At 63.2% G+C, this 23,921-nt stretch carries 22 protein-coding genes; 10 read left to right on the forward strand and 12 right to left on the reverse strand.

Annotation, left to right across the window (positions count from 1 at the left end; translation table 11 throughout):
• Window positions 1-19 precede the first annotated feature (19 nt).
• Both PT015_RS09725 and PT015_RS09730 read left to right on the forward strand, forming a co-directional pair.
• Window positions 20-1,192: a tetratricopeptide repeat protein gene (locus PT015_RS09725; protein ID WP_285190411.1), complete on the forward strand. Its 1,173-nt coding sequence runs from the start codon at window positions 20-22 to the stop codon at window positions 1,190-1,192.
• Window positions 1,193-2,014: 822 nt separating this feature from the next.
• A complete protein-coding gene (locus PT015_RS09730) occupies window positions 2,015-3,202 on the forward strand; it encodes an AlbA family DNA-binding domain-containing protein (RefSeq protein WP_285190412.1) in 1,188 nt (395 codons plus the stop codon).
• Between the two features lie 193 nt (window positions 3,203-3,395).
• On the opposite strand, the gene fadD4 is transcribed toward PT015_RS09730, so the two are convergent.
• Genes fadD4 through PT015_RS09750 form a run of 4 tightly spaced genes read right to left on the reverse strand, consistent with a single transcriptional unit; the run spans window position 3,396 to window position 7,670 of the window.
• The gene (gene fadD4, locus PT015_RS09735) at window positions 3,396-4,949 is read right to left on the reverse strand and encodes a fatty-acid--CoA ligase FadD4 (RefSeq protein WP_285190413.1); all 1,554 of its coding nucleotides are present in this window, start codon (window positions 4,947-4,949) and stop codon (window positions 3,396-3,398) included.
• Window positions 4,950-4,975: 26 nt separating this feature from the next.
• Window positions 4,976-5,914, reverse strand: a complete 939-nt coding sequence (locus tag PT015_RS09740; protein ID WP_285190414.1) for a TIGR03619 family F420-dependent LLM class oxidoreductase — start codon at window positions 5,912-5,914, stop codon at window positions 4,976-4,978.
• The gene (locus PT015_RS09745; RefSeq protein ID WP_285191028.1) at window positions 5,911-6,522 is read right to left on the reverse strand and encodes a nitroreductase family protein; all 612 of its coding nucleotides are present in this window, start codon (window positions 6,520-6,522) and stop codon (window positions 5,911-5,913) included. The genes PT015_RS09740 and PT015_RS09745 overlap by 4 nt, the downstream gene beginning before the upstream one ends.
• 35 nt (window positions 6,523-6,557) lie before the next feature.
• Window positions 6,558-7,670, reverse strand: a complete 1,113-nt coding sequence (locus tag PT015_RS09750) for an NAD(P)H-dependent amine dehydrogenase family protein (RefSeq protein ID WP_285190415.1) — start codon at window positions 7,668-7,670, stop codon at window positions 6,558-6,560.
• Window positions 7,671-7,767: 97 nt separating this feature from the next.
• Between PT015_RS09750 and PT015_RS09755 the strand changes: the two genes are divergently transcribed.
• Window positions 7,768-8,676, forward strand: coding sequence for an enoyl-CoA hydratase (locus PT015_RS09755; RefSeq protein WP_285190416.1), 909 nt, complete (start codon window positions 7,768-7,770; stop codon window positions 8,674-8,676).
• Window positions 8,677-8,693: 17 nt separating this feature from the next.
• On the forward strand, window positions 8,694-9,104 hold the full coding sequence (locus PT015_RS09760; protein ID WP_285191029.1) for a PaaI family thioesterase: 411 nt from the start codon (window positions 8,694-8,696) through the stop codon (window positions 9,102-9,104).
• On the opposite strand, the gene PT015_RS09765 is transcribed toward PT015_RS09760, so the two are convergent.
• The gene (locus PT015_RS09765; RefSeq protein ID WP_285190417.1) at window positions 9,083-10,102 is read right to left on the reverse strand and encodes an acyl-CoA dehydrogenase family protein; all 1,020 of its coding nucleotides are present in this window, start codon (window positions 10,100-10,102) and stop codon (window positions 9,083-9,085) included. The two genes, PT015_RS09760 and PT015_RS09765, sit on opposite strands and share 22 nt — an antisense overlap.
• A gap of 104 nt (window positions 10,103-10,206) precedes the next feature.
• Here PT015_RS09765 and PT015_RS09770 point away from each other — a divergent pair, with 104 nt between their 5' ends.
• Window positions 10,207-11,364: an acyl-CoA dehydrogenase family protein gene (locus tag PT015_RS09770; RefSeq protein WP_285190418.1), complete on the forward strand. Its 1,158-nt coding sequence runs from the start codon at window positions 10,207-10,209 to the stop codon at window positions 11,362-11,364.
• Here the strand turns inward: PT015_RS09770 and PT015_RS09775 are convergent.
• Window positions 11,361-12,134 (reverse strand): TetR/AcrR family transcriptional regulator, encoded by a 774-nt coding sequence (locus tag PT015_RS09775; RefSeq protein ID WP_285190419.1) that lies wholly within the window; start codon window positions 12,132-12,134, stop codon window positions 11,361-11,363. The two genes, PT015_RS09770 and PT015_RS09775, sit on opposite strands and share 4 nt — an antisense overlap.
• Before the next feature lie 352 nt (window positions 12,135-12,486).
• Here PT015_RS09775 and PT015_RS09780 point away from each other — a divergent pair, with 352 nt between their 5' ends.
• Window positions 12,487-13,674, forward strand: coding sequence for an amidohydrolase family protein (locus tag PT015_RS09780; RefSeq protein ID WP_285190420.1), 1,188 nt, complete (start codon window positions 12,487-12,489; stop codon window positions 13,672-13,674).
• Window positions 13,675-13,704: 30 nt separating this feature from the next.
• On the opposite strand, the gene PT015_RS09785 is transcribed toward PT015_RS09780, so the two are convergent.
• Genes PT015_RS09785 through PT015_RS09800 form a run of 4 tightly spaced genes read right to left on the reverse strand, consistent with a single transcriptional unit; the run spans window position 13,705 to window position 17,675 of the window.
• Window positions 13,705-14,529, reverse strand: a complete 825-nt coding sequence (locus PT015_RS09785; protein ID WP_285190421.1) for an enoyl-CoA hydratase/isomerase family protein — start codon at window positions 14,527-14,529, stop codon at window positions 13,705-13,707.
• Between the two features lie 14 nt (window positions 14,530-14,543).
• Entirely contained in the window at window positions 14,544-15,632 is a 1,089-nt protein-coding gene (locus PT015_RS09790; protein WP_285190422.1) for a hydroxyacid dehydrogenase, read from the reverse strand.
• A gap of 28 nt (window positions 15,633-15,660) precedes the next feature.
• Window positions 15,661-16,776 carry a TauD/TfdA family dioxygenase gene (locus PT015_RS09795; protein WP_285190423.1) on the reverse strand — a complete coding sequence of 372 codons (1,116 nt, stop codon included), beginning with the start codon at window positions 16,774-16,776 and terminating at the stop codon, window positions 15,661-15,663.
• A 50-nt stretch (window positions 16,777-16,826) separates the two neighbouring features.
• Window positions 16,827-17,675 carry an HpcH/HpaI aldolase family protein gene (locus PT015_RS09800; RefSeq protein WP_285190424.1) on the reverse strand — a complete coding sequence of 283 codons (849 nt, stop codon included), beginning with the start codon at window positions 17,673-17,675 and terminating at the stop codon, window positions 16,827-16,829.
• Between the two features lie 35 nt (window positions 17,676-17,710).
• Between PT015_RS09800 and PT015_RS09805 the strand changes: the two genes are divergently transcribed.
• A complete protein-coding gene (locus PT015_RS09805; protein WP_285190425.1) occupies window positions 17,711-18,856 on the forward strand; it encodes an acetyl-CoA acetyltransferase in 1,146 nt (381 codons plus the stop codon).
• Window positions 18,856-19,257 (forward strand): Zn-ribbon domain-containing OB-fold protein, encoded by a 402-nt coding sequence (locus PT015_RS09810; RefSeq protein ID WP_285190426.1) that lies wholly within the window; start codon window positions 18,856-18,858, stop codon window positions 19,255-19,257. The genes PT015_RS09805 and PT015_RS09810 overlap by 1 nt, the downstream gene beginning before the upstream one ends.
• 23 nt (window positions 19,258-19,280) lie before the next feature.
• Here the strand turns inward: PT015_RS09810 and PT015_RS09815 are convergent, their stop codons facing one another.
• Complete coding sequence (locus tag PT015_RS09815; protein ID WP_285191030.1) at window positions 19,281-20,807, reverse strand: class I adenylate-forming enzyme family protein; 1,527 nt, start codon at window positions 20,805-20,807, stop codon at window positions 19,281-19,283.
• A 109-nt stretch (window positions 20,808-20,916) separates the two neighbouring features.
• Between PT015_RS09815 and PT015_RS09820 the strand changes: the two genes are divergently transcribed.
• Window positions 20,917-21,783 carry an SDR family NAD(P)-dependent oxidoreductase gene (locus PT015_RS09820; protein WP_285191031.1) on the forward strand — a complete coding sequence of 289 codons (867 nt, stop codon included), beginning with the start codon at window positions 20,917-20,919 and terminating at the stop codon, window positions 21,781-21,783.
• A gap of 3 nt (window positions 21,784-21,786) precedes the next feature.
• On the opposite strand, the gene PT015_RS09825 is transcribed toward PT015_RS09820, so the two are convergent.
• Window positions 21,787-22,614, reverse strand: a complete 828-nt coding sequence (locus PT015_RS09825) for an enoyl-CoA hydratase/isomerase family protein (protein ID WP_285190427.1) — start codon at window positions 22,612-22,614, stop codon at window positions 21,787-21,789.
• A 52-nt stretch (window positions 22,615-22,666) separates the two neighbouring features.
• Between PT015_RS09825 and PT015_RS09830 the strand changes: the two genes are divergently transcribed.
• Window positions 22,667-23,917 (forward strand): hotdog family protein, encoded by a 1,251-nt coding sequence (locus PT015_RS09830; protein ID WP_285190428.1) that lies wholly within the window; start codon window positions 22,667-22,669, stop codon window positions 23,915-23,917.
• The last annotated feature ends 4 nt before the right edge of the window (window positions 23,918-23,921 follow it).

Below are 23,921 nucleotides of genomic sequence, written 5' to 3' on the forward strand. Positions count from 1 at the left end.
TTGGCGATACGGTCGTTAAATGACCGTTGGTAGCTCAGAAGCGGGCATCAGTGCATTTCTGTCGTATCCGCAGGAGATGGCAGCTCAGGCCGACTCTTTGCGGAAGAGGATGCTAGCTCGTGGCTGGGGCGTCGGCGAGTACGGCCGCCCACGACTGGGCGATAACCTGCAAGGGTCGATCAACGAGTCCTTCGAAGCAGCAAATCTTTTTGTTGTCTTGGTACCGATCGCGGGCGCGAACAGCCACGTCCAGAGGGCCGAGATTGGTCAGATCCTCGAAAGGGCGTGGCAAGACGCGGATGCGCGAGTTGCCGTGGTGGCGCCGGCGGTGGGAGCCATCCCTCCAGCGCTTCGCAACCGAAAGTTTGTGACCTACTACTCGCACGAGGATGCCGGACTGGAGAAGTGGCCTTCAAGCCCTACCGCTGTCGATGGGTTTCTGGATTTATTGCTTCAACCTCGCGCAGATGGTGACAAGCAATTGGGCGGTGAGGCCGAAGCCATGCGCCAATGGCGAAACCGGCTTGTCCACCTTGGGCGCGCCCCGGTCGACGAGATACCCACCGAAGACCGACAAACCGTGCTCGAGAGCCTGAGGCAAGAGCTTGAGTTCGGGAGCAGCGCCGCCGCCGTCGTCCAGGATGGGAATCTCGAACACCTGCTGAACCGAATACTTCTGAGTGAAGCGCTTGGAGATCGTGAGCTCGCGGAAAGGTTTTACCGGCTCATTCGTGCGGATACCGGCGGCAACGATTTCCTTCCGACGGCAGAATCGGCCGACGCCGAGTACTCCAGGGCTTTAGCTGCTTACGAAGTTGCGGCTTTCGATGAGGCCCGAACGGCGTTCGAACGGGCCGCCGAAATCAATCGGACCGTAAGAGGAGATAGCGATCCGCGGACGATCGCGTCGATGCATAACGCAGCCCTGGCTGCCGCCCGATCAGGAGATGTCGGGCGTGCAGAAGTTCTTTATAGAAGTGCCCTCGCGTCGGCCGAGCAGGGTCTCGGACCGCACCACCCGCAGACCGCCGGAATCGCCTACAGCCTCGCGTTGATCAACGCCGCGAATGGCGATGTGCCTGAAGCTATTCGACTCTTCAGAATGGCCGAAGATGCTTACCGTCGCGTCACCCCGCCAGATAGCCCCGAGTTGGCTGCGGTTACTCGGGAGCTCGAGCGGCTGACTTCGTGACGGCTCTTGAAGGCGTATTTATCAACTGCCCATTCGATGACCCTTATCGCCCTATCCACCACTCCGTTGTCATGACCGTCCTAGCCTGTGGGTTCGAGCCGCGGAGCGCCTTAGAGTCGAACACCTCCGCGATGCCTCGCATGAAGAAAATCTTCGAAGCGCTGTAAGATAGTCGCTACTCCATACACGACCTGACCAGGGCTTACGGAGACCCCAAGCAGGACAATCTGGCGCGCTTCAACATGCCTTTCGAGTTCGGAATGGCCTACCAACTCACGGAGAGCACGGGCGGAGCGGGTGTCAAACACGATTGGGTTGCCCTCGTACCGGAGGCTCATCCGTATGCCGAGTTTCTGAGTGATGTCGCGGCCTACGACTTGAAAAGCCACAGTGGCACCGCGGAGACCGTGATCCCACCCCTCATGGGATGGCTTGCTACGCGGCCAACGACATTAACCCTCCCCAGCGGGCTCGTACCAACGAGTTTGATCAAGTTGCTTCCAGAGCTGCAAGTGACCACCGCCGCACTCGACCTCGACTGGGCAGGACAGCCGCCCTGGATAAAACTCGTTGGAGCGCTCCGTGATCTGCTTGCGGCCCGCCTCCCATAGCACGGCATATCAGACGAGGTCGGGCCGATAATGTCCGCCTATGTCGGCATGATTTGCGCCGGGAATATACAACCCCGCCTCGCAACATCGTTCGTTACTTTCGGCGCCGCACCTGCTTCTATTAAAAATCAATGTGTGGACGGATGTGCCTGTCGGTGTTGCGCTCTATGTTGAAAACCATGGGCGACGGCACGCAGGAGCGACTCCAAAAATGAACCCAAGCGACCAGCCGCCACCTTGGCCGCCGACGACCGAACCCGCCCTGTCGGCTGCCGCGACGAATGGCGTGCTGACCGAGACGCACACGCTGGACATCAAACAGGAGCTGCCGCAAGGACCGTCGGGCACCCGTGGCATAGCAAAAGACATCGCCGCTTTCTCGCTCGACGGCGGGACTATCGTCATCGGCGTTGACGAGACGACTTCACCTCCGTCGCTGACGCCGGTACCCCTCGACGGCCTAGCAGAACGGATCGAGCAAATCGCCGCCACAGCGGTCGACGAGCCCGCGCTCATCACGACCACTGTCATTGAATCGCAACGTAACCCAGCGCTTGGCTACGTTCTCGTCAGCGTGCCAGCGTCTCCGCGCGCCCCCCTCATGGCCGATGGCAAGTACTACGGTCGCGGCGACAAAACGAACCGAGTACTGCCGCACGCCGAAGTGCTCCGCCTCCATGAGCGCCAACTCGTTGGCCGCAAAAGCGCTATCGAGAAGGCACACGAACATCTCGCTGCGATCCGCGAAGAGTGCCCGAATGAGTCACCTGAGATGATGTTGGTGCTCGCAGAGCCTCTCGGAGCCCCTGAAGATCTGCTGCTTCCACTGTCAGACGACGGCGTGTGGCAATCGAGCGTGTTTCAGTTAGCGCAACAGGCCGCGAGCGCTGACTTACATCAGTATTCGCCGACCCTCGCCGGGGCTTCTGGATTTGATCGACGACCAGGCGGCGTCGCTCTGACGACTGGCATGCACGCCGGGAGATTCGCCGGTATCGGTTCCGCAGCCGAATTGGTCCTATTCGAGTCAGGCGCGATTTACGTCGCGTCCAACCGGACGATCTTGGCAGGCAGGCGAGATGAACGAAATATCTTCGAGACAATGATCATTGGGCACACAAAGCTGCTGGCTCGGCTTTGTGCACTGGTCGCCGATCGTTACCGTTTCACCGGGTCTTGGCGCTTCGGCCTAGTAGTAACAGGGATCCGCGGTGCAGATTCGGCAGCCCGTTCGCACCAAATCATGGCCGATTACGGCACCCCATACGGAAGCGACGTATACGAGGCATCGACCGCGGCCAGCCTTGTTGAGCTGGCCCGATCACCCAACGACGCTGTGGGTGCGTTGGTAGGAAAACTGTTGCGCAGCCTAGGCAGTCAGCAGTGGGTTCAAGTCTAGCGAGTCGGGAGACGTGCTTGTGCGCGGTTACCGCGAGGGCCACGGCCAGGTTTAGGCCAGCTAACTGCATCTAGGGACCGACCCGCTATCGCCCGAACGGGGTAGTTCTACTCGCCCCGCCGATAACTGGTGACTATGTCAATCACTCGGCGAGCAGAACCGGAACTTCCTCCGATTACTCGCTTTTGCTCGATTACGCGATCGGCGGTGGTTCTGTCACACCGTCGTTCGCAGTTGAGTATCTGGCGATCAGCTCCTGCTTGTATAGCTTGCCGGCGTCGGTCCGGGGCAACTCTGGCTCGAAGTGCAGAGCCCGCGGGCATTTGTAGTGCGCCAGGCGATTTCGTAGCCACTCGATCAACTCGCCGGCCAACGCGACAGACGCGAGGTCGGGGTCGAGCAGCTGCACGACGGCGGTGACCGACTGGCCCATCACCGGGTCCGGTACGCCGAATACTGCGGCGTCAATCACCAGTGGGTGGCTGACGAGAAGATTCTCGGTTTCCTGGGGGTAGATGTTCACTCCCCCGGAGATGATCATGTGATTGCGTCGATCGGTGAGGTATAGGTAGCCCTCCTCGTCGAGGTAGCCGACGTCACCGACGGTGACCCAGCCTTGCGGACTGCGCCCAGCGGCCGTCTTCGCCTTGTCGTTGAGGTACTCAAAGGGATAACCACCGCCGTAATAGATCTCGCCGACTTGGCCTGGCCCCAGCTCGACCCCGTCATCGTCGAGGATATGGGGTGTACCGAGCAGCGGCTTGCCGACCGATCCCGGGTGCGCAAGCCACTCGTCGGCGCGGATGAACGAGATTCCCGCGCCCTCCGATGACCCGTAGTACTCGTCGACGATCGGCCCCCACCAGTCGATCATCTGGCGTTTGATCTCAGGCGGACACGGCGCGGAGGCGTGCACGACGCGTTGCAACGTTGACAGGTCGTAGTGTCTCCGCGTCTCCTCGGGTAGCCGGAGCATCCGCACGAACATGGTGGGCACGAACTGGGCATGTGTCACCCCGTGGCGCTGTATGCATTCGAGAGCATCTTCGGCATCGAACTTTTCCATCAAAATCGTTGTCGCACCAGCAGCTTGAGCCGCCATCGTCCACATCGCCGGCGCGGTGTGATAGGTCGGGGCTGGGCTCAAGTACACCGAGTCTTCGGTGACGCCGAGTGCTTCGAAGACCGGTGTCGACAGACTCGAAATCCCCGAGCGCCGCGGTAGCAAGGGCCGACGGATTCCCTTCGGCCTCCCGGTGCTGCCGGCCGAGTACTGCAGGAGCTGCCCGTCGCATTCATCGTCAATCGGTGTCGAAGCTTCGCCCGAGACGCAGGAAGGGTATGACTGCCAGCCCGCCAAGTCATCGTCCGCGATCAAGGAGAGTGGGGGCAGCCCGTTCGAAAGTTGTTCTGCCAGTTGTTCGCACGCGTCTCTCATCCCGCGAGAGGAGATGATGGCCTTCGCGCCCGAATCGTCCACGATGTAGGCGATCTCGGACTGGCTCAGATGGGTGTTGACCAGCGTGAAGTACAACCCGCTTCGCTTGGCCGCCCACATCACGGCGTGGATGTGCTCGTTGTTCTCCATCAACAACGCGACCGTGTCGCCGGGGGCCAGGCCCGAGCGGCGCAGGAATTGGGCGAGCCTGTTCGCGCGAGCTTCAAGATCCGCGAAGCTAACGGTGGCGCCGGATTGGTAAAGGACCACAGCGGGTTTCGAGGAAGCCGCGTGATCACGAAGCTGCATGAAAGACTCTTTGGCGGTAGATGGTTTTAGCGGGTAACGTCGCGGAAAGCCTCGACGAGCGGGGACAGCACCTCGACCGCTTGCAAACTTTTCTCGGGCACTGCGATCGTGAACCTGACATCGGTAACGCCGGCGGCAACCAAGGCGGGTACAGGTGCAGCGGACGCGGCGTAGTCGATTGATCCGTCGTCGCCTTTGACGGCTCGCGCGGCGCCCTGGACTTGCAGATGGGTGGGGTCACCGCCGTGGGCGAGCACTTTGTCTTTCATCGCCGTGATGGCGGCGGGAAGGTCGGCAAATGCGGAGCCCCAGGGAATCCAGCCACTACCGAATCGCGCGATTCGCTTTGCGACAGCGTCGTTGACGGTGCCGCTGATCCAGCAGGGCACGCCGCCGGGCTGGACCGGCTTGGGCATCTGGTGTATCCCGTCGAAAGACAGTTCGGGCGAGTCGTAGGACGCACGCAGTTCGGTCCACAGTGTTTGGCAGACTTCGAGGGTGTGATCTAACAGTCGACCACGACGGCTAAACGGCAGTCCAGCGGCGTCGTATTCCTCGCGCTGCCAGCCCACTCCGACGCCGAGATCGACTCGGCCGCCGGATATCACGTCCAGGGTGGCGAGCTCCTTGGCCAGCACAGCTGGTCGCCGCAGGGCAGCTAGCAGTATCGATGTTCCGAGTCGGATCTGTTTGGTGGTGGCGGCGATCGCCGTCAACACAACGAGTGGTTCCAGCCAGCTTCCGTCGGGCCCGGTGGGTTGGCGTCCGCCGGACGCGCCGCCCACAGCTGGGTCAGCGTAGGCCTCGAGGTTCTCACCAAAGACGATGTGATCGGATACCACGACGCGATCGATGCCCGCGATATCCATGGCTTGCGCGGTCGCCAGCGTTGCGCGCCAATCATGTTCGGGGCCATCGGTAAACGTCTTGAGGTACAGCGAGATTTGCGGATCGAGCGGTGTCATGCCGTAGTTGCCTTCCACGCTTGATCCCAACGGTCGGTCGCCGCGACCTCGTTGAGCGGCTTGCGCCGTACCGCATGGTGCCCACCCTTAGGCCAGCCGACTGTCAGGAGCGTCGCGATCTTCCAGTCGTCGGGAATGCGGACCAGAGAACGCAATTCGTCTTCACACGATCCATGCCACAAGGTGATTGCCGCACCGAGGCCTTGTGCGCGCGCCGCAAGGAGAAAGTTCTGCACGGCGGGAAAAATCGAACCGCCCTGCTGCAATTCTGTGGTTCCTCGCTGTGGCTGCACGCAGAACAGCACCAGCACCGGTGCCGCCCCACCGACGCGCATGTGTTCCGCCATCGCTCGTAGAACGCGTGACTTGGGGTCGTCAGCTGTGTCGTCGGGCATTGAAAACTTGTAGAACTCGGCCATCACGTCCCACGTCTGGTGGGCTGCGGCAGTGATCACATCACGCACGTTGTTTGATCTCAGGACGACGAATTTCCACGGCTGCTGATTGCCGCCGGACGGCGCCCAGCTCGCCGCGTGCAAACAGGTTTCGATGGCCTCGTTGGAGACGGGGTCGTCGCGGTAGCGACGCACAGCCGACGATGTGCGCATGGTTTCCCACAGGTCGGTCGGCACGATCGGCCCGCTCACAGTGTCGCCGCCGTGGGCAGCACACCGTGCCAGGTTCCGCCGCGTACGGGGCCAGTGACCAGTGGCAGATCGAGCGTCGACAGTAGCCCCGACGGTGCGGCCATCACGGCGGGGATGGCGTTGAGCTCGCGCATGACGGTGGCGTAGGTCAAGCCGCGCATGTTGTTGCCCCGGCCATGCATCTCGATGTCGACGGTGTAGGTGGGCAGGCCGTCGACGATGACCCGGTAGCCGCCGTGCGGTGAGGGATGCCGAGGCCAGTCCGGCGCCGAACCCTCGCCCATGCGTGTGACGTGTTCCAGCACGACGCGCTCCTCGCCGTCCACGATGCCGGCAAGTTTGAAGCGCATTCCACCCATCGTGCCCGGTTCGATCCAGCCCGAGGCGACCTCGTATCGCGTTGTGGCTAACCATTTCTCGATAGACGTGTCTACGCGGTCAAGCGGCAGTCCGACACCGTCGGCCACCAGATGGACGGTCGGCGCCCACAGCGCGGCGAGACGCTCGGGGTCGAACAGTGGCGCCGGGTGATCTGGAGTGTGGCCGAACCCCATGAAGTCGAACATGATGTCGGGTTGGTTGATGGGGCCGTAGTCGAGTATTTCGAGCATAGTGATGCCATCCACACGGCTGCTGAAGCCGGTCATCGTCAAGGCGATGACATCGTTCGCCCAGCCTGGGTCGACGCCACTATTAAAGAAGCTGGTGTTGCCCTCTAGGCATGCGGCTTCGAGCAATTCGACGGTTTCCTTGTCCGCAGCCGGCGGGTAGCACATCGGAACCAGTGACGTGCAGACGACGTGCTTACCTGCGCGCAGGCAGCGCGCGATGTCCTGCGCCGCTTCGTGATAGCGATAGTCGCCCGATGCGAAGTAGGCGACCACGTCGGCGTCGATCGACAGGGCCGCATCGATGTCGCGCGTGGCGATGATCCCGGTCGCCGGCATGCCGCAGAGGTCGCCAGCGTCCTTGCCGTTTTTGGCTTCGGCGTGCACCACTACCCCGGCGAGTTGCAGTCCCGGATGAGCGATCAGGGCGCGCAGTGCGCCGATGCCGACCTGGCCAGGACCCCACAGAATTACTCGCGGCCTGCGCTGACCGTCCGCCATCTGCACCCCTTCCGGTCATCGCCACTGACCTGTGAGAACATACCTTCTCATATATTGATAACACCATTGCCGTGACGAGAGAACCGTGGAGGAAACGATGAGCGATTATGAGTTCCTGAAGTGGGAGTCCTTTGACGACGGCCAGATCGTGCGGATCTCGCTGAACCGTCCCGATCAACGCAACGCGCAGAACCGCGGCATGCTCGTCGAACTGGATGGCGCGTTCGCTCGGGCCGAGGCCGACGACAACGTCCGCGTTGTCATCCTCGCCGGCGAAGGCCCGATGTTCTCCTCCGGCCACGACATCGGCTCCAAGCAGGCACGCGCCGAGTTCGCGCCCGGACCCGATCAACACCCCACCGCCAAGATCAACGGTGGAACCCGCGAGGGCGCCGAAAAGATCATGCTGCAGGAATGGCACTACTTCTTCCAGAACAACCTGCGCTGGCGCAACCTCCGCAAGATCACCATCGCCCAGGTGCACGGCGACGTGTTCTCGGCGGGTCTAATGCTGATCTGGGCGTGCGACCTGATCGTGGGCAGCGAAGAAGTGCGATTCGCCGACGTCGTCGGCACCCGCCTCGGCATGTGCGGCATGGAGTACTTCGGTCACCCTTGGGAATTCGGGCCGCGCCGCACCAAAGAACTCATGCTGACCGGCGATGCCATCGAGATCGAGGAGGCCTACCGACTCGGCATGGTCAGCAAGATCTTCAAACGCGACGAGTTGCCCGAACGGGCATTGGAAATGGCTCGACGCATCGCTACGGTGCCGACGATGGCGGCCCTGCTGATCAAGGACTCTGTGAACCAGTCCGTCGACAACATGGGCTTTTACAACGCGCTGCACTCGTGCTTCACGTTGCACCAGCTGAATCACTCACACTGGGTCGGCGTGCGGGAGGACAAGCGTGCGTTGGCCGGCGTGGAGCAAGGGGTTCCGGATTGGCGGACCGCTCCCCCAATTGTCACGTCGGTGAAAGACCGGGTTCGGGCCGACGCGTGACACCCACTCCCCGCCCCATGGAGGTGACCATCCCGGGTCACCTGTTCGAACAGCTGCCGTTCTACGACGTGGTCGACGACGACGACACGGTGGTGGTGGATCTGCAGAACCGAGATGATCTGGTGAACGTTCGCGGCGCACTCCAGGGCGGATTAGTCGCCACCCTCATCGATGTGGCTGGCGGTCGGCTCGCGATCAAGTACGCCACAGCCGGAGCGGGTACTGCGGACATGTCGATTCACTTCTTGGCGCCGATTGTCGAGGGTCCTGCCAGGGCGACCGCGACCCTGGTCCGTGCGGGCCGACGGTTGATCGTGGTGGCGGTCGATGTCGTTGATGTGGGCAGGGACCGGCTGGCGGCCCGGGCGACGCTGAGTTTCGCCGTGATGGAGCCGCGCGAACCGGCTCAGCCCACCACGGCTCCGTAGCGCGCGTCGGCCACTCGGTCCAGAGCGATGGCAGGTTCGCCGAAAACCATTGCCCAACCTCGTATCCGGCGGTAGTAGAGCTGGATGTCGCCCTCCATACCGAATCCGTATCCGCCGTGGATCTGCAGGCTTCGTCGTGTGGCGTCGCGCGCTGTCTCGTAGGCGAACGCGAAGGCCATCGCTGCCAGTTCGCGAATGCGATCGGGCTCGTCAGCGAAGGCGCACGCCGCCTTGAGTCCGAGCAGCCGTGCCCCGTCGGCGGCGGCAGCGCTGTCGGCCAGGGGATGCGACACGGCTTGGAACGTGCCGATCGCGGTGCCGAAGGCATGGCGTTGTTTGGCGTACTCAACGCCTATCTCCACGGCCCGCTTCGCTGCGGCCGCCATCGCGATCGCGGTCAGCGCCAGCCACAGGTCGAGCGCATCGGCGAACATTTCACGCGCGCCCGATCCTTCGGCGAGCACCACGGGCGCATCGCCGATTATGATGTCCGCCAATGGCATTGACGCCAGGTTTGCCACCGCATTGCGGTTCTGCCCGATAGGCACTGCCAGGAGCCGACCTTCGACCAAGGTCACGACATGGTCTGCTACCGCCCCGCCGGGCACCATGCCCAATCGCGTCCCCTGGGCTTCGCGCGGCGCGAACGTGACGAGTTGCTCGCCGTCGAGTGCTGAGTGCAACAGGCCCTTACCCGCCTCGCCCGATTGAGCGAGGAGGCGTGCGGCGATCTGCGCTTCGATGAGCGGGGCTGAGGCGACAGCGCGGCCGAATTGTTCAGCGATCAGCCCAAGCTCAAGCTCCGAAGCGCCCCAGCCACCGGCTGATTCACTGACCGACATCTCCAGTGCGCCCGTCTCCTGCAGCGCTTTCCACAACTTGAGGTCGAAGCCCGACGGCTCTGCCGCGCGAATTCGCTCGGAAGTTGATTCGCGCGCAAACAAGGCGGCGAACGAATCCACCAGCTGTCGCTGCTCGCCCGTTAAGCTCAGGTCCACGGCATCCGGTCCTATCACGTGCGGATATCATTGCTCTCAGATTTGAGAGTAACATTATCGGTGACCTACCTTGGCCGTGCGCAACGACAGATTGGCGTGCACAGATGCACTTTCAGCTCGACGCAGATACCGCTGCATACCGCGACGGATTCCGAGCTCACCTCAACGACGTCCTGACCCCTGAATTCGAGGAACGCGTCTATCGCAGCGGCGTGTCACACGATGAGGAGTTCGCGAAAGGTCTTGTCACGAAGGGATACTTCGCACCGGGGTGGCCTGTCGAACTCGGGGGGCAAGACCGCAATCTGTGGGATAACCAGATCGTCAAAGAGGAGCTGATGCGCTTCGACGCGCCGGTATACCTCTCGGAGACCACCCGAATGGTTGCCTCGATCATCCGCGAGATCGGCACACCGGCGATGAAGGACCGTATCCTGACCGGCGCGCTCAACGGCGATATCACCGTCGCGTTCGGCTTCACCGAACCAGAATGCGGCTCAGACGTCGCCGCGGCCGCTACCAAGGCCGTCCGCGACGGCGACGACTGGCTGATCAACGGCTCCAAGATGTTCACCACCAACGGCCACATCGCCGACTACGTGTTCCTGCTCGCCCGGACCAACCCGGACAAACCGAAGCACAAGGGTTTGACGATGTTCCTGGTGCCGCGCGACACCGACGGCTTCGATGCGCAGGCGGTGTGGACGCTGTCCGGGGAGCGCACAAACATCACCTTCTACAGCGACGTCCGTATCGGCGACGAGTGGAGGATCGGCGAAGTCGACGGAGGATGGCAGGTGCTCGGATTGTCCCTGCAGGACGAGCACGCCTCGGGGTGGGGGCCGCACCTGACGCGACTGCTCCATCACTCCGAGCATTGGGCAACCACAACCAACGATGAAGGCACACAACCTATTACGAACACTGATGTCCGCCGCCGTCTCGCCAGGGTCGCGATGGAAAACGAGGTGTCGGAACTGCTACTGCGCCGGTGTGTGTGGATGCTCGAGGAGGGCGATATACCGGTTGCGGAAGGCCCGATGTCCAAGGTGTTCAGCACCGAGGCGCTCGTGCGAGCGAGCCAGGACATGATCGAACTCGTCGGCACCGATGGACTACGTAGCTATCTCGACCCGACCGCCCCAGAACGCGGGAGGATCGAACACTCACTGCGGTTCTCGCTGGGAACCACGATCTATGCGGGCACCAGTGAAGTTCAGCGCAACATCATCGCGCAGCGCGGTCTGGGCCTACCCCGCTAGCTCGCCGACCGGCGGGTTGTCGCGCGCGGCACCGCCTTGCGCGCCGGCTTAGACTGACTGTCGACAGGCGGGGTTACAGCCTGCTTGCACCACGCCCACAACTGGTCCTCGGTCAGCTTCGAACTCTTGCCGCCCAGATGGAAGACGCCGATCTGCGCGAGCGCCGTCAGCGTCGTGTTCATCAGTGTGGTGAGCTGCGCCGGAGTCAGGTCAGTGCGCACCAATCCCGCCTTGGCGCATGAGGTGATGATCTTCGTCAGCAGTTTCAGATGCGGCTCCCACACCTTGGCGAAGTCGTCCGGCCGCTCGATCTCCAGACTCAAGTTGTAGATCGTCATGACACGGCCGCCGACTGCTTCCGAGGACTCGGCGCGCGACAGCACGCCACGGCAGAAGGCCTCGAGTTTCTCCATCGGGCCGTCGGCCGCAGCCACATCCTGTCGGATGTCCTCGGTGAACTGACTCGTGACATTCTCATAAAGCGCCAACATCAGTTCTTCTTTGCCCGCGAAGTGTTGGTAGAACGCCCGCAGACTCAGATTGGACCTGTCGATGAGTGTCTGGATGGTGAAGTCGGCCTTGCCGGACTCCTCCACCAGTTCAAGGGCAGTGGCCAGGAACCGCGAGCTGCGCGCGAGAGCGCGTGCTCTGGCCGTGCTCAAACGCCGTTCAATCGTGCGCTCTTGCCACGACCCGGGCACCTCAACCTCGGCATCAACCAGTTCCAGGCCGGAGTCGAAGTCAGTTCCGGCGGGCTTCTTTGTAGGCATAGTGCCGCCAGAATACCGCGCCCCACCATCAAAATGTGCGTTCTACCTACACGCGTATGTTGATTGTCACTGTTCAGAAGTGCTGATTTCCGCTTTTTCCTCGAGCAACGGAATCCCGTCCCGTCGAGCGGCTGCGTCCTTCGGCACTGCGCATCGCCGCTCCGGCCATCCCTCGGACCAACATCCCACCCCCATGGGCTCATTGGAGCACCCACGACCGAGAACGCTCGCCGCCGATCGAAGCCTGGGCGCGCTGCGGTCACGGCATGAGGTACGGTGGAAATGATCATTCTCAGTATTCGAGTGAATGTGCCGCAGCCGAAGCCGCAGGCCGTTTCGAAGGAGTGGAGCCTTGAGCGTAGACATCCGAATCGTCTCGCCGGACGACCATCTGGTGGAACCCGCCGACCTGTGGACCAGTCGCCTGCCGGCGCGCTACCGCGACATCGGCCCTCGCATTGTGCGCACCCGCGGACGGATGAATCCAGCAGTCACTTCCGACGTTGCCTTTATCGAAGACGACGAGGGCCGCGACGCAGATATCTGGCACTACGAGGATTCGGTGATCCCGATCCCGCTCATCAGCGCGGCGGCCGGCTATGAACTCGACGAGCTCACCACCGACCCGATCACCTACGACGAGATGCGGCCGGGCTGCTACCGCGTCGAAGACCGGCTCGCAGACATGGATCTCGCCGGCATCGAAGCCTCGGCCTGTTTCCCGAATACCCTTGTGCGCTTTTGCGGTCAACGCTTCTTGTACGGCAAGGACAAAGACCTCGCGCTGCTCTGCGTCCGGGCCTACAACGACTTCCAGATCGATGAGTGGGGCGGCGGCTCGAACGGCCGGCTGATCCCGCTGGGCATCATCCCGCTATGGGATGCCGAACTCGCTGCGAAAGAAGTCGAACGCGTCGCGGCCAAGGGCATGCACGCGATCTGCTTCTCCGAACTGCCCGCCCGCCTGGACCTGCCATCCATTCACAGCGGCTACTGGGACCCCTTCTTCGCCGCCTGCGAGCGCAACAAAGTCGGCATCATGTTGCACATTGGGTCGAGTTCGACGCTCACCAAGTCCTCCCCCGATTCACCGCATGTCGTCACGAGCGCACTGATGGCCGTCAACTGCACCATCGCCATGGTCGATTGGCTGTTCTCTGGCAAACTGCGGCAATTTCCCAACCTCAAACTCGCGTTCGCCGAAGCTCAAGCCGGCTGGATTCCGTACTACCTCCAACGCGTCGACGAGGTCTGGGAAGACCGGCGCGCCTGGGGCGGCATCCATCCGCTGCTCACCGAGCCGCCAAGCACCCAAGTTCCCGGCAGGGTGTGGTTTTCCACCTTCGGCGACCCAGTCGCGTTCCGCATCCTCGATTTGGTCGGCGAAGACCAGCTGATGTTCGAGACCGACTATCCCCACAATGACACCAATTGGCCGCACAGCACCGCAGTCGCCAACAAAGCGACCGAAGGTCTCGACGAGGCAACAAAGCGAAAGGTGCTGTCCACCAACGCCAAGAACTTCTTCGGGATGGTGTAACTCGCTGGCCGAAACCGTCCGGTCAGCCGTTTAAAGCGCCTTCCACTCGGGTTTGCGCTTCTCCAAGAACGCACGCGGGCCCTCGATCGCATCTTTGGTCAGCGCGACCTTCATACGGTAGTTCTCTGCGAGGAGCTCAGCCTCGTAGATGGGTAACGTCAGCCCCTTGCGTACGGCCATCCGTGAACCCCGGACCGCCAGCGGCGCATTGGAATTCACGATGTCAGCGATCTCCCAAGCCCGCGTCATCAGCGAGTCGTGCTCGACCAACTCAGTGAAGACGCCTAGGTCGTAGGCACGCTGCGCGTCGAGCCGCTCATGTTTGCCCATCAGGATCAGCCGCATCGCCATCGGCAGCGGCAAGATCCGTGCAAGTCTGACACCCTCACGCCCGGAGGTCACCCCGATGCTGACATGAGGGTCCATCAACGTCGCGCGCTCCGATGCGATGGTGATGTCCGCAGTGGTCACCAGGTCCATGCCCGCACCGCACGCAATTCCATTGACCGCGCAAATGATTGGTTTGGTCATCTGCAACCAGGGCGGCGTCGCTTCCTGCGGCGCATCCCACTGCCGCATCGAGCTCAGAATGGGCTCGCCCTGGTTGTCGATGCCGGCAGCATTCTCCATATCGTGGTCGGCGGCCTTGTTGACGTCCGCCCCAACGCACAAAGCGCGGCCCGCACCGGTGATAATCACCGTCCAGATATCTTGCGAGCGTTCGATTTCCGCGTACGCGGTGGCTAGTTCAGCAATCATCTCGTCGTTGATCGCGTTGAGCACCTCGGGTCGGTTGAGGGTCACACAGGCAGTGCGACCCCTGACCTCCACCTCGATCGTGTCGTACTGTGTCACCGGGCCGCGCCTCTCTATGTGCTCTTCGACGGGGTCGCGGCTAGTTGCGCGGTCGGGTGAATTCCCAGGATCTCGTGGAACCTCTCGCAGTACCGCGGCCAGACATCGGGATTCAGCAGGCGCGGCGGTTTGTGACCATCAAAGATCGCCTGCCATTGCGTCGCCGTGGCGACGGCGATATCCCGTGCGGCTTCCACGGTGATGCCCGCGGTGTGCGGCGTGGCAACAACGTTGTCGAGTTGCAGTAGCGGGTTGTCGTGGCGAGGCGGCTCCTCATGGAACACATCAAGACCGGCTCCGGCAATTTCGCCGTCGACAAGTGCGTCGCGCAGCGCCTCCTCGTCATGGACTGGTCCGCGTGCCGTGGTGATGAAAAAGGCGGTCGGCTTCATCGCGGCGAACTGCTCTGCGCCGATCAGACCGCGAGTTTCCTTGGTCAGGGGGCACGTCAGTTGAACGAAGTCCGAGCGCTCGACGAGCTCGTCGAGGCCCACCTTCCGCACACCACGTGCTGCGGCGCCCGCCTGATCGACGTAGGGATCGAAGACCAAGACCTCCATGCCAAACGGCGCACACAGCTCGACGAGGCGTCCGCCGATGGCGCCGAGCCCGACAACGCCGAGCGTCTTACCGAACAGCTGAGATCCCTGCAGCGCCATCCGATCCCCGAGCGGACCGCTCCGCAATGCTCGGTCGGAAACGGTGATCTTCTTGGCGAGGTCGAGCATGAACCCCAGCGCGTGCTCCGCGACCGCCTCAGCGCCGGGCCCGGAGTTGTTGCACGCCGCGATACCGGCACGCGTACAGGCGTCCACGTCGATGACATCGTATCCGGCACCGGCCGAACAGACCGCGAGCAGCGACGGGCACCGCGAAAGCAGCTCTTCCCCGGCTAGCCACTGCGCGCCGTCGGTGACGCGGGCGACATCGGTCCGCGTGGCGACCTGATAGCCGTGCGCGGACTCCATCGCCGCCCAACCTTGTTCGGCAGGCGCCGTCAAATCGAGCGTAACGATGTCGATCTCGGAGTGTTCGAGGACATCGCCGGCCGCGGGATCAGTCCATCGCTCGACGACCAACTGCGGTCGTAGCGCGTCGGTCATCTCCGGTGTGCGCCTGATGCGCAGGCGGTCACGGCCGCGCCTTGGGTTTCGCCTGCGCCGCCTTGAACATGTCGGCAAGTGCGGTGTCGACGTTGCGGTAGTCGTTGCGTGCGATCGCTCCGTCACGTCCGGGCACGATGTCGTATCCGAGCCGGAGGTCCTTGTTCTCCATGTGGAAGTACTCGCGACCCATCGGCAGGCGGCGGTCGTCGAGCGGGACTTCCATCCACGCACGCAGGAAGCACCGAGCCTTCTTGGGGTCGTTGCTGCTGACGAAGTCGGAACGCGAGTGGCACATCGCGAAGTTGTTGGCGACGGCCGCTTCCCCTGATTCCAAACGAAATTCGACTTGTTGGTCGACGAGGATGTTGCGGAGCAGCTCCACCGCTTCTTCCTCGTGCGGGGTGAAGTCGCGGCCCAGGGTCTTCATCGCCGGCAGAATGCTGCTGTAGGTGAAGTTGATGCAGATTCGCCCGTCGATCTGCGAGAAGATTGGGACGTCGTAGGGCGTGACGTCGGGCTGGTCGTCGGGTTGTTCGCTGCGCCGGTGGTGCGGAAAGCCTTGATAGAGCACGTCAAGCAGATCGGGGCGTTCGGCCAGCACCCGGTTGTGCGCCGCCGGTCCGCTAGCGAACTGACTCTCCCCGCCTTGCGCCGCCGGGTACACGCACAACAGCGACAGGATGTCGGCCGCATCATTGTGCATGGCTAGTTCCGCACGGGATTTGGTCCCACGGGCTGGCTGGACGCCGCCAGGCAGGATCTCTTCCTGAACGCGCACCATCCGGTGCCCGAACGAGTTGTTCGACACCAGATATCCGAGATGGGTACAGAACGCCCAGTAGATGCGTTCCAGGTCCTCGATGGAGTGCTGCTCCACTGGGAAGCCACGCACACACGCCAGCCCTTTGCCGTACATCAGATCGTTGTAGAGCCGTCCCAGATCATCATCCAGGTCTGGGTGCCGAGCGTCATCCGGGGTGATTTCATCGCGGTCCTTCTGCGCAGTCTTGGCCAGAATCGATTCCAGCGCAGCCACGTTGCGGGCCGACAGGTCGAAGGCGAAGTCCTCCTTGCTCGCGAAGTCCGAGCCGGTCCACGCCATGGAATCGGCAACGGGTTCGGTGTAGATGGCGGTGGGCATCCGGTCCTCCTGGTGTGTTGACGTCGCTTTCAGCTATCGGTTCGGACTCATCACGAGGGTTCTCGTTGCGGCCCTTCGAGTCCACGGAGCGCGTGCGCCCGGGCTGTGGCCGCCTCGGTCATCATCCCGACGTCAGTTCCCGCCGAGATGAATCGCAATCCCAGTCTCACGAACCGATTCAGCAGGTCAAGAGACTTTATGCCGGCGATCCCGAGCGCCACGCCGTGATCACGACAAGCCGCTGCGACCGATTCTACTGCATGGTGGAAATGCTCATTCTCATACTGGCCGTGGATGCCCATCTCGGCGGTCAGATCACTCGGCCCGAGCAGGATCATGTCGATCCCCTCGACCGCAGCGATGGCGCCGGACGCCTCGACAGCCTCCGGTGTTTCGATCATGACGGCCACGACGGTACGACGTTCCAGTAAGTCCACCAATTCGTCTGCCGGTAGCGGCTGATAGCCGCTGACCGCGTTGGGGCCGGCAATAGACCGATGCCCGATCGGCGGAAACCGTGCCGCCTGAACGACCGCCTCCGCCTCTTGCTTCGAATTAACATGTGGCACAATGATTCCCACAGCACCGCCATCCAAGACCCGCGCGATGATGCTGGGATCATGAGACGGCACGCGCACCAAGCCGGCGATCCCGGCCCCGATGGCGGTTGCGCATAGCAACTGCGCCGTCTCCAGTGACGTTGATGTGTGCTCGAGGTCGACGTAGACGGCGTCATACCCACAGGCCGCCGCGATCGCGGGAACCTCCGGGGTGCGTGAATTCAGCAGCGCCAGACACAGGACAAGCGCCTCCCCCTGCAACGCATCCCGCAACGCCGTCGCCATAGGCTCACCGTAGCGGACCGAGAATGGTGTTTCCACAATCTCGTCAACGGTCATTATCGGCAGTGACACCGATGTGATAACCATTAGCTATGCCGTCCAACCGCGTCGCCATCGTGGGTGCTGCCCTGTCCGACTGCGGGCGCGTTCCTGACAAGACCGCCATGGCGCTCATGGCGCAGTCATCACGACGCGCTGTCGCAGACGCTGGCCTCACGAAAGACGACATCGACGGATTCGGCGGCCACGGATCGCTGTTGCCCCCTGTGGAAGTCAGCGAATACCTTGGCCTGCAACCGTCCTGGGTAGACGCGACCAACGTCGGGGGGTCGTCATGGGAGGTGATGGCCGGCCACGCCGCCGCGGCGATCGCGGCGGGCGAAATCGAGGTTGCTCTGCTGACCTACGGTTCGACCGCACGTTCCGACGTCAAGCGTCAGGTTCGCGCCTCCGCGGCCGCGATGGGCACCGGAGGCGCGCTGCAGTACGAGGCGCCCTACGGCGCCACCTTGATCGCCAAATACGCCATGGCTGCGCGGCGTCACATGATCGAATTCGGGACCACCGTCGAGCAGTTGGCCGAAGTCGCGGTCGCCGCGCACGAATGGGCTTCCATGAACGAGAACGCATTTGAGCGTGACCGCCTCACCGTCGGCGATGTCTCAGCCGCCCCGATGCTGGCCGACCCGTTCACCTCCAAGCACGTGTGCCTGCGCACCGACGGCGGCGGCGCCGTCGTGCTCGCCAGCGAGCGCGTCGCGAAAAACTGTGCGAAGGAGCCGGTGTGGATTCTCGGCGCAGCCGATGCGACGTCTCACGTCAGCATGAGCCAGTGGCCTGATTTCACTACGACAGTGGCGGCGCGTTCCGGTCCGCGGGCGTTCGCGCGAGCTGGCGTTGGTCCGCACGACATCGACGTGTGCCAGCTGTACGACTCGTTCACCTCCACTGTGCTGTTGACCGTGGAGGACCTCGGGTTCTGCGCCAAGGGTGAGGGCGGGCAGTTCATCGAGTCCGGGGCTCTACGACCGGGCGGGGCCCTTCCCACCAACACTGACGGGGGCGGGTTGGCGTCGTGCCACCCCGGGATGCGTGGAATGTTCCTGATGGTGGAAGCGGTCCGGCAACTCCGCGGGGAATGCGGACCGCGCCAAGTCCCCGAGGCCCGGTTGGCCTGCGTCCACGCGATGGGCGGTTTCTTCACACACAGCGCCACAATGATTCTGGGGAGGCAGTAGTGACGGCTCCCGATCGGCCCACGATCGACACCGACGGGCAGGCGTGGTGGTCAGCGGTGCAGGACCGCACACTGATGGTCAACGCCTGCCGCAGCTGTAGCCACAGCTCGCTGTACGCCAGGCCCTTCTGTCCGCAGTGCTGGTCAGACGATGTCGAGTTGACGCCGGCGAGCGGACGCGCGCGGCTCTACACCTGGAGCGTGATCCATCAGAACGGCCCACCGTTCAACGCGCGGACACCGTACGTGCTAGCGATGGTGGACCTCCACGAAGGGCCGCGGCTGATGACCGTTCTGGAAGGGTGCGACGCCGAAAAGCTCAGCGCAGAAATGGAACTGGCGATCGCCTTTCGCGACGACGACGACGGATTCGTCGTCCCGGTGTTCCGCCCTGCCCGGTAACTAGTCTGCGCCACCGGGACCGCTCACCCGGACGTCGCGAGTCGCTCGGCAAGTAGGCGCGGCCATCCGACCGAGCGCGCGCCGAGAGCTTTGCGATCGACCTTGCCGTTGGCATTGACAGGAAGTGGCTCGTTCCATAGAACCAACTCCTCGGGCAGTTTGTATTTCGGCAGACCCTCGGACGTCAGGGCACGAGCCACATCGGTGAGCGAGAACTCGATGTCGGGATCAAGCACAACAGCCATCGCCAGTCGCTCACCGGTCGTGGCGTCGGCGACCGAATAGGCAGCGCATTCGCGGACTCCAGGCATTCTCGCCACGGCCTCCTCCACCTCGGCGGCCGGAATCTTCATACCGTTGCGGATCACGATGTCCTTGATACGCCCAACGATTCGCACCCGACCGCTGACGATCTCTGCCACGTCGCCGGTGCGGAACCACTCGCCGTCGAACGCGGGTACGTCATCGTCGGCGTCGGTATACCCGAGAAAGGTATGCGGGCCCTTGACACAACACTCGCTCGGTTCGGACGCCGATCCGACGCGCACGTCGACATCGCCGAGCGGCACCCCGTCGTCGCCATGGCGCACGTCGCGGGACTCGTCACGCAGGCCGGAGGTACTCACCGGGATCTCCGAGGAGCCGTACGCGCGCATCACCACAATCCCGAACTCATCTTCGATGCGTTGCACGATGCGCCGGTCGAGCATCGTGCCGCCCAGGTAGACCGCACGCAGGTCGATGTCGACGCGACGCTTGGCCACCTCGTCGAGCATCCTGCTCAGGAGTCGGTCAGGACCTCCGTACCAGGTCGCGCCGGACCTAATCAGCAGATCGCACGTCCCCTCCGGATCCCAGCGATCCTCGAGAATGACCGGTATCGCCAGCTCCGGCCCGATGAAGAGCGCCTGCACGACCCCGGTCACCGACGCCAGAGGGCTGATCAAGAAGATCCGGTCGTCGGCGCCCAAACCTGCCGCCACGACGTAGTTCGACGACGCTTTGGCCAACGTGCTCAGTGAGTGGATGACGCCTTTGGGCCGCGATGTGGTGCCCGAGGTGTACAGGACGAATGACGGCTCATCGGCCGACCTGGCCGGGCTCAGCGATGGCACGGACTCGCCCGGGTCACCCCCGCCGCACGGTCGGATCCAGCGACACCGTTCCGACAGTTCCGGCTCGGTGATCGCCTGCCAGTTCGGCGCCACACCGAAGCGCGCTCCGGTGCGCGCGACGACGTCGACAACCTGGGAGGCGCCGGCGCTTCGGGGGACGACCAATAGCACCGCATCGACGCGCAGCGCGGCGTGAACGCAGACGAGTGAATCGACATCATTACCGACCACCAAAACAATGGCGCTACCTGCGCACACACCGGCATCAAGCATCGCTCGCGCCGCCGCGTCGACGCGTTCGTCGAGTTCGGCGTAAGTCACTTCGACGCCACGACCCGCAAGGGCGAGACCGGAGGGGTGGCGCACCGCCGCAGATCGGATCATGTCGAGCGGCTCCGCGGTCCAGAACCCGGCTGCCCGGTAGCGCGCCCGCAACTGCCCGGCGCGCAGGTGCGCGGATCGCAGCAACTCTGTCGGGCCGCCCATGATTACGTCCTCCGATGCAAATGCATGTTCTCTTTTGAGTAAATGTAACCTCTCACCCATGCAGTCAATGACTTTCGACAACCAGGTTGCCATCGTCACCGGTGCCGGCGGCGGACTCGGTCGCTGTCACGCGCTGGAGCTTGCCCGGCGCGGGGCGCGCGTCGTCGTCAACGACCTCGGAAGCGCGGTCGACGGTAGCGGCGCGTCGACGTCCGCGGCTCAGAGCGTGGTCGACGAGATCACCGCTGCCGGCGGCACCGCAATCGCCAACGGCGACTCGGTGGCCACTGACCGCGGGGGTGCGGCGATCGTCGCGGCCGCGATGGATGCGTTCGGGCAGGTCGACATCCTGGTCAACAATGCGGGGATCCTGCGCGACGCCGCGTTCAAGAATATGACAGCCGAACAGGTGGACGCAGTCATCGAGGTTCACCTCGCGGGCACGTTCAACGTGACCCGCGCAGTGTGGCCAATCATGCGCGACCAAAATTACGGCCGCATTGTCCAGACAACTTCTGGCACAGGTCTTTTCGGCAATTTCGGGCAGGCGAACTACGGCGCGGCGAAGATGGGCCTCGTCGGGATGATGCACGTGCTGGCGATCGAGGGTCAGCGTACCGGCATCGCGGTCAACGCGATTGCGCCTATCGCGCGCACCCGGATGACCGAGGACATCATGGGAGACGCCGGGAAAGCCATGGACCCTGAACTGGTCACCCCGGTCGTCGTCTATCTGTCGCACCGAAATTGCGATCGCACGGCACATATCTATTCAGTCGGTGGCGGAAAAGTCTCGCGTGTTTTCATCGGAGTCACGAAGGGCATCGAAGAGGGTGCACTCACCGCGGAGACCATCGCCGACTCCATCGATCGAATCGACGACACCTCGACCTTCACCATCCGCGGCGGTCCGACCAAGATGTAAGGGCTAACGACCTCGGAAGTTCGGATTACGGCGTTCGGCGAACGACGCCAGCCCCTCCTGCAGGTCGGCGGTGCGTGACACCACCTCCTGCGCCCAAGCCTCCTGCTCGAAGGCACGATCGCGCCCCGACTCCGAGGACACCGAGAGTAGTCGCTTAGTCAGCGACAGCATCACCGTCGGCCCGGCGGCGAGGCGCCCGACGATCTGCTCGGCGACCGCATCGGTGTCCTCTGGGTTGGTCACGCGATTGACCAGTCCGAGCCGCTCGCAGGTGGACGCGTCGACGGGCTCGCCGAGCATCAGCAATTCGGTGGCCTTGCGTAGCCCCACGATCCGGGTCAGCAGGTGTATGGCACCGGAGTCCGGCAGGATCCCGCGGTGGACGAACGCTTCGACAAGCTTTGCGCCGCTGGACATCACGACGAGATCGCACGCCAAGACGAGACTGGCACCCGCGCCCGCAGCGGTTCCCTTGATTGCGGCGACCACGGGCTTGTCGCAGTCCAACACGGACGCGACCAACCGCTGCCATCCCTGCTGGAGCATGCGGGCGACATCGCCCGGACGCCGCTCGGTGGCCAGGCTCGGGGTGGCTGCTGCGTCTTGAGCCTGCGGCGCCAATCCCGCCCCCGCGCAGAAGTGTCGGTCACCGCTTGCGCTTAGCAGGACGGCACGGACCGCTGGATCATTGTGCGCTTGGATGAAGGCGTCGGTCAGCGCGTCACGCGCCAAGGGCGACAACGAGTTTCCGACATCTGACCGATCGATGGTAATGCGTTGCACTCCGTTGTCATCGACGACGACACGGATGCCGGATGCCTCGTTGCTCATCTTCTCTTCCCTGCGTTAACGGCGTTTCCGCTTTTCGGGTATCTTAATTTCCATGTCTGAGAGCGGCCAGATTTCCGACGAGGGACTGGCCCGGTTGCGGGCCACCATCGGTATCGCCGTCCCGCACACTCAGCCACCGCACTACGTGCGCCCGAACGAGGACAGCTTCCGCCACGTCGCGGAGAGTTACGGCGACGCCAACCCGCTGTGGGCCGATCCCGAGTACGCCGCGAAATCCGTGTGGGGCGAGTCGATCGCACCGCCGGCTCTCGTAGGCGGTGACACTCTCATCGGTGAGGACGAGGTCACTACACTCTCCGAGGATGATCGCGCGTTGACCAAAGGCGATCCGTTGCGCGGCGTTCACGCGTTTTACGCATCGTCGTCGCGCGAGTGGTGGGCACCACTTAAGGCAAATCACCGCGTCTTCCGTCGCAACGCACTTGTCGCGGCGCTGGACAAAAGCAGCGAATTCGCCGAGCGCGCAGTCCACGAATGGTCGGCGCAGGTGTTCCGCGACGACGAAGGCGTCATCCTCGGTGGCCAGTACCGCAACATGATCCGGACTGAGCGCAGCAAGGCGCGCGGCCGGAAGAAGTACGAAGCGGTCGAGCTGAAGTCGTGGACTCCGGATGAGATCGCCGAGATCGACGACCGCTTTGCGCGCGAGTCGCCACGCGGCGCCGAACCGCGGTGGTGGGAGGACGTCAACGAGGGCGACGAGGTCGGCCCGTTGACCAAAGGCCCGCTGACGGTGACCGATATGGTCTGCTGGCACGTCGGAATGGGGACCGGCATGTACGGCGTGCGGCCCCTACGGCTCGCATGGCGTAACCGGCAGCGCATTCCCCGTTTCTACACGCCCAACGAGCACGGTGTCCCCGATGTTCAGCAGCGGGTGCACTGGGAGCCGGATGCGGCCCGAAATGCGGGCAATCCCACAACTTTCGATTATGGGCGCATGCGCGAAACCTGGCTCATTCACTTGTGCACAGACTGGATGGGAGACGACGCCTGGCTGTGGAAACTCGACTGCGAGTTCAGGCTCTTCAACTACGTCGGCGATCTCCACACCATCACCGGAACGGTGGTGCGCAAGTACCTCGCCGAGGACGACCGCCCAGCCGTCGACCTCGAACTAGCGGCGACCAATCACCGTGGGCAGGTCACGTCCCCCGGTCACGCCACGATTCTGTTGCCCAGCCACGAACGCGGACCCGTGCGGTTGCCCGATCCACCCGGCCGGGCGACCAATCTGACCGAGTTGCTGGCGGCCGTATCAGCAGAGTTCGTCGAGCGCTGAGGCC

The organism is Candidatus Mycobacterium wuenschmannii (assembly GCF_030252325.1).
Lineage (GTDB): Bacteria > Actinomycetota > Actinomycetes > Mycobacteriales > Mycobacteriaceae > Mycobacterium > Mycobacterium wuenschmannii.

Coding starts and splice junctions, on each gene's coding strand:
- PT015_RS09795 (WP_285190423.1), bottom strand. CDS start 16,776: ATGCCCACCGCCATCTACACCGAACCCGTTGCCGATTCCATGGCGTGG.
- PT015_RS09820 (WP_285191031.1), top strand. CDS start 20,917: ATGCAGTCAATGACTTTCGACAACCAGGTTGCCATCGTCACCGGTGCC.
- PT015_RS09775 (WP_285190419.1), bottom strand. CDS start 12,134: ATGCCTACAAAGAAGCCCGCCGGAACTGACTTCGACTCCGGCCTGGAA.
- PT015_RS09805 (WP_285190425.1), top strand. CDS start 17,711: ATGCCGTCCAACCGCGTCGCCATCGTGGGTGCTGCCCTGTCCGACTGC.
- PT015_RS09755 (WP_285190416.1), top strand. CDS start 7,768: ATGAGCGATTATGAGTTCCTGAAGTGGGAGTCCTTTGACGACGGCCAG.
- PT015_RS09770 (WP_285190418.1), top strand. CDS start 10,207: ATGCACTTTCAGCTCGACGCAGATACCGCTGCATACCGCGACGGATTC.
- fadD4 (WP_285190413.1), bottom strand. CDS start 4,949: ATGCAGCTTCGTGATCACGCGGCTTCCTCGAAACCCGCTGTGGTCCTT.
- PT015_RS09750 (WP_285190415.1), bottom strand. CDS start 7,670: ATGGCGGACGGTCAGCGCAGGCCGCGAGTAATTCTGTGGGGTCCTGGC.
- PT015_RS09800 (WP_285190424.1), bottom strand. CDS start 17,675: ATGACCGTTGACGAGATTGTGGAAACACCATTCTCGGTCCGCTACGGT.
- PT015_RS09825 (WP_285190427.1), bottom strand. CDS start 22,614: ATGAGCAACGAGGCATCCGGCATCCGTGTCGTCGTCGATGACAACGGA.
- PT015_RS09745 (WP_285191028.1), bottom strand. CDS start 6,522: ATGCGCACATCGTCGGCTGTGCGTCGCTACCGCGACGACCCCGTCTCC.
- PT015_RS09730 (WP_285190412.1), top strand. CDS start 2,015: ATGAACCCAAGCGACCAGCCGCCACCTTGGCCGCCGACGACCGAACCC.
- PT015_RS09725 (WP_285190411.1), top strand. CDS start 20: ATGACCGTTGGTAGCTCAGAAGCGGGCATCAGTGCATTTCTGTCGTAT.
- PT015_RS09790 (WP_285190422.1), bottom strand. CDS start 15,632: ATGACCGACGCGCTACGACCGCAGTTGGTCGTCGAGCGATGGACTGAT.
- PT015_RS09830 (WP_285190428.1), top strand. CDS start 22,667: ATGTCTGAGAGCGGCCAGATTTCCGACGAGGGACTGGCCCGGTTGCGG.
- PT015_RS09740 (WP_285190414.1), bottom strand. CDS start 5,914: ATGACACCGCTCGATCCGCAAATCTCGCTGTACCTCAAGACGTTTACC.
- PT015_RS09760 (WP_285191029.1), top strand. CDS start 8,694: ATGGAGGTGACCATCCCGGGTCACCTGTTCGAACAGCTGCCGTTCTAC.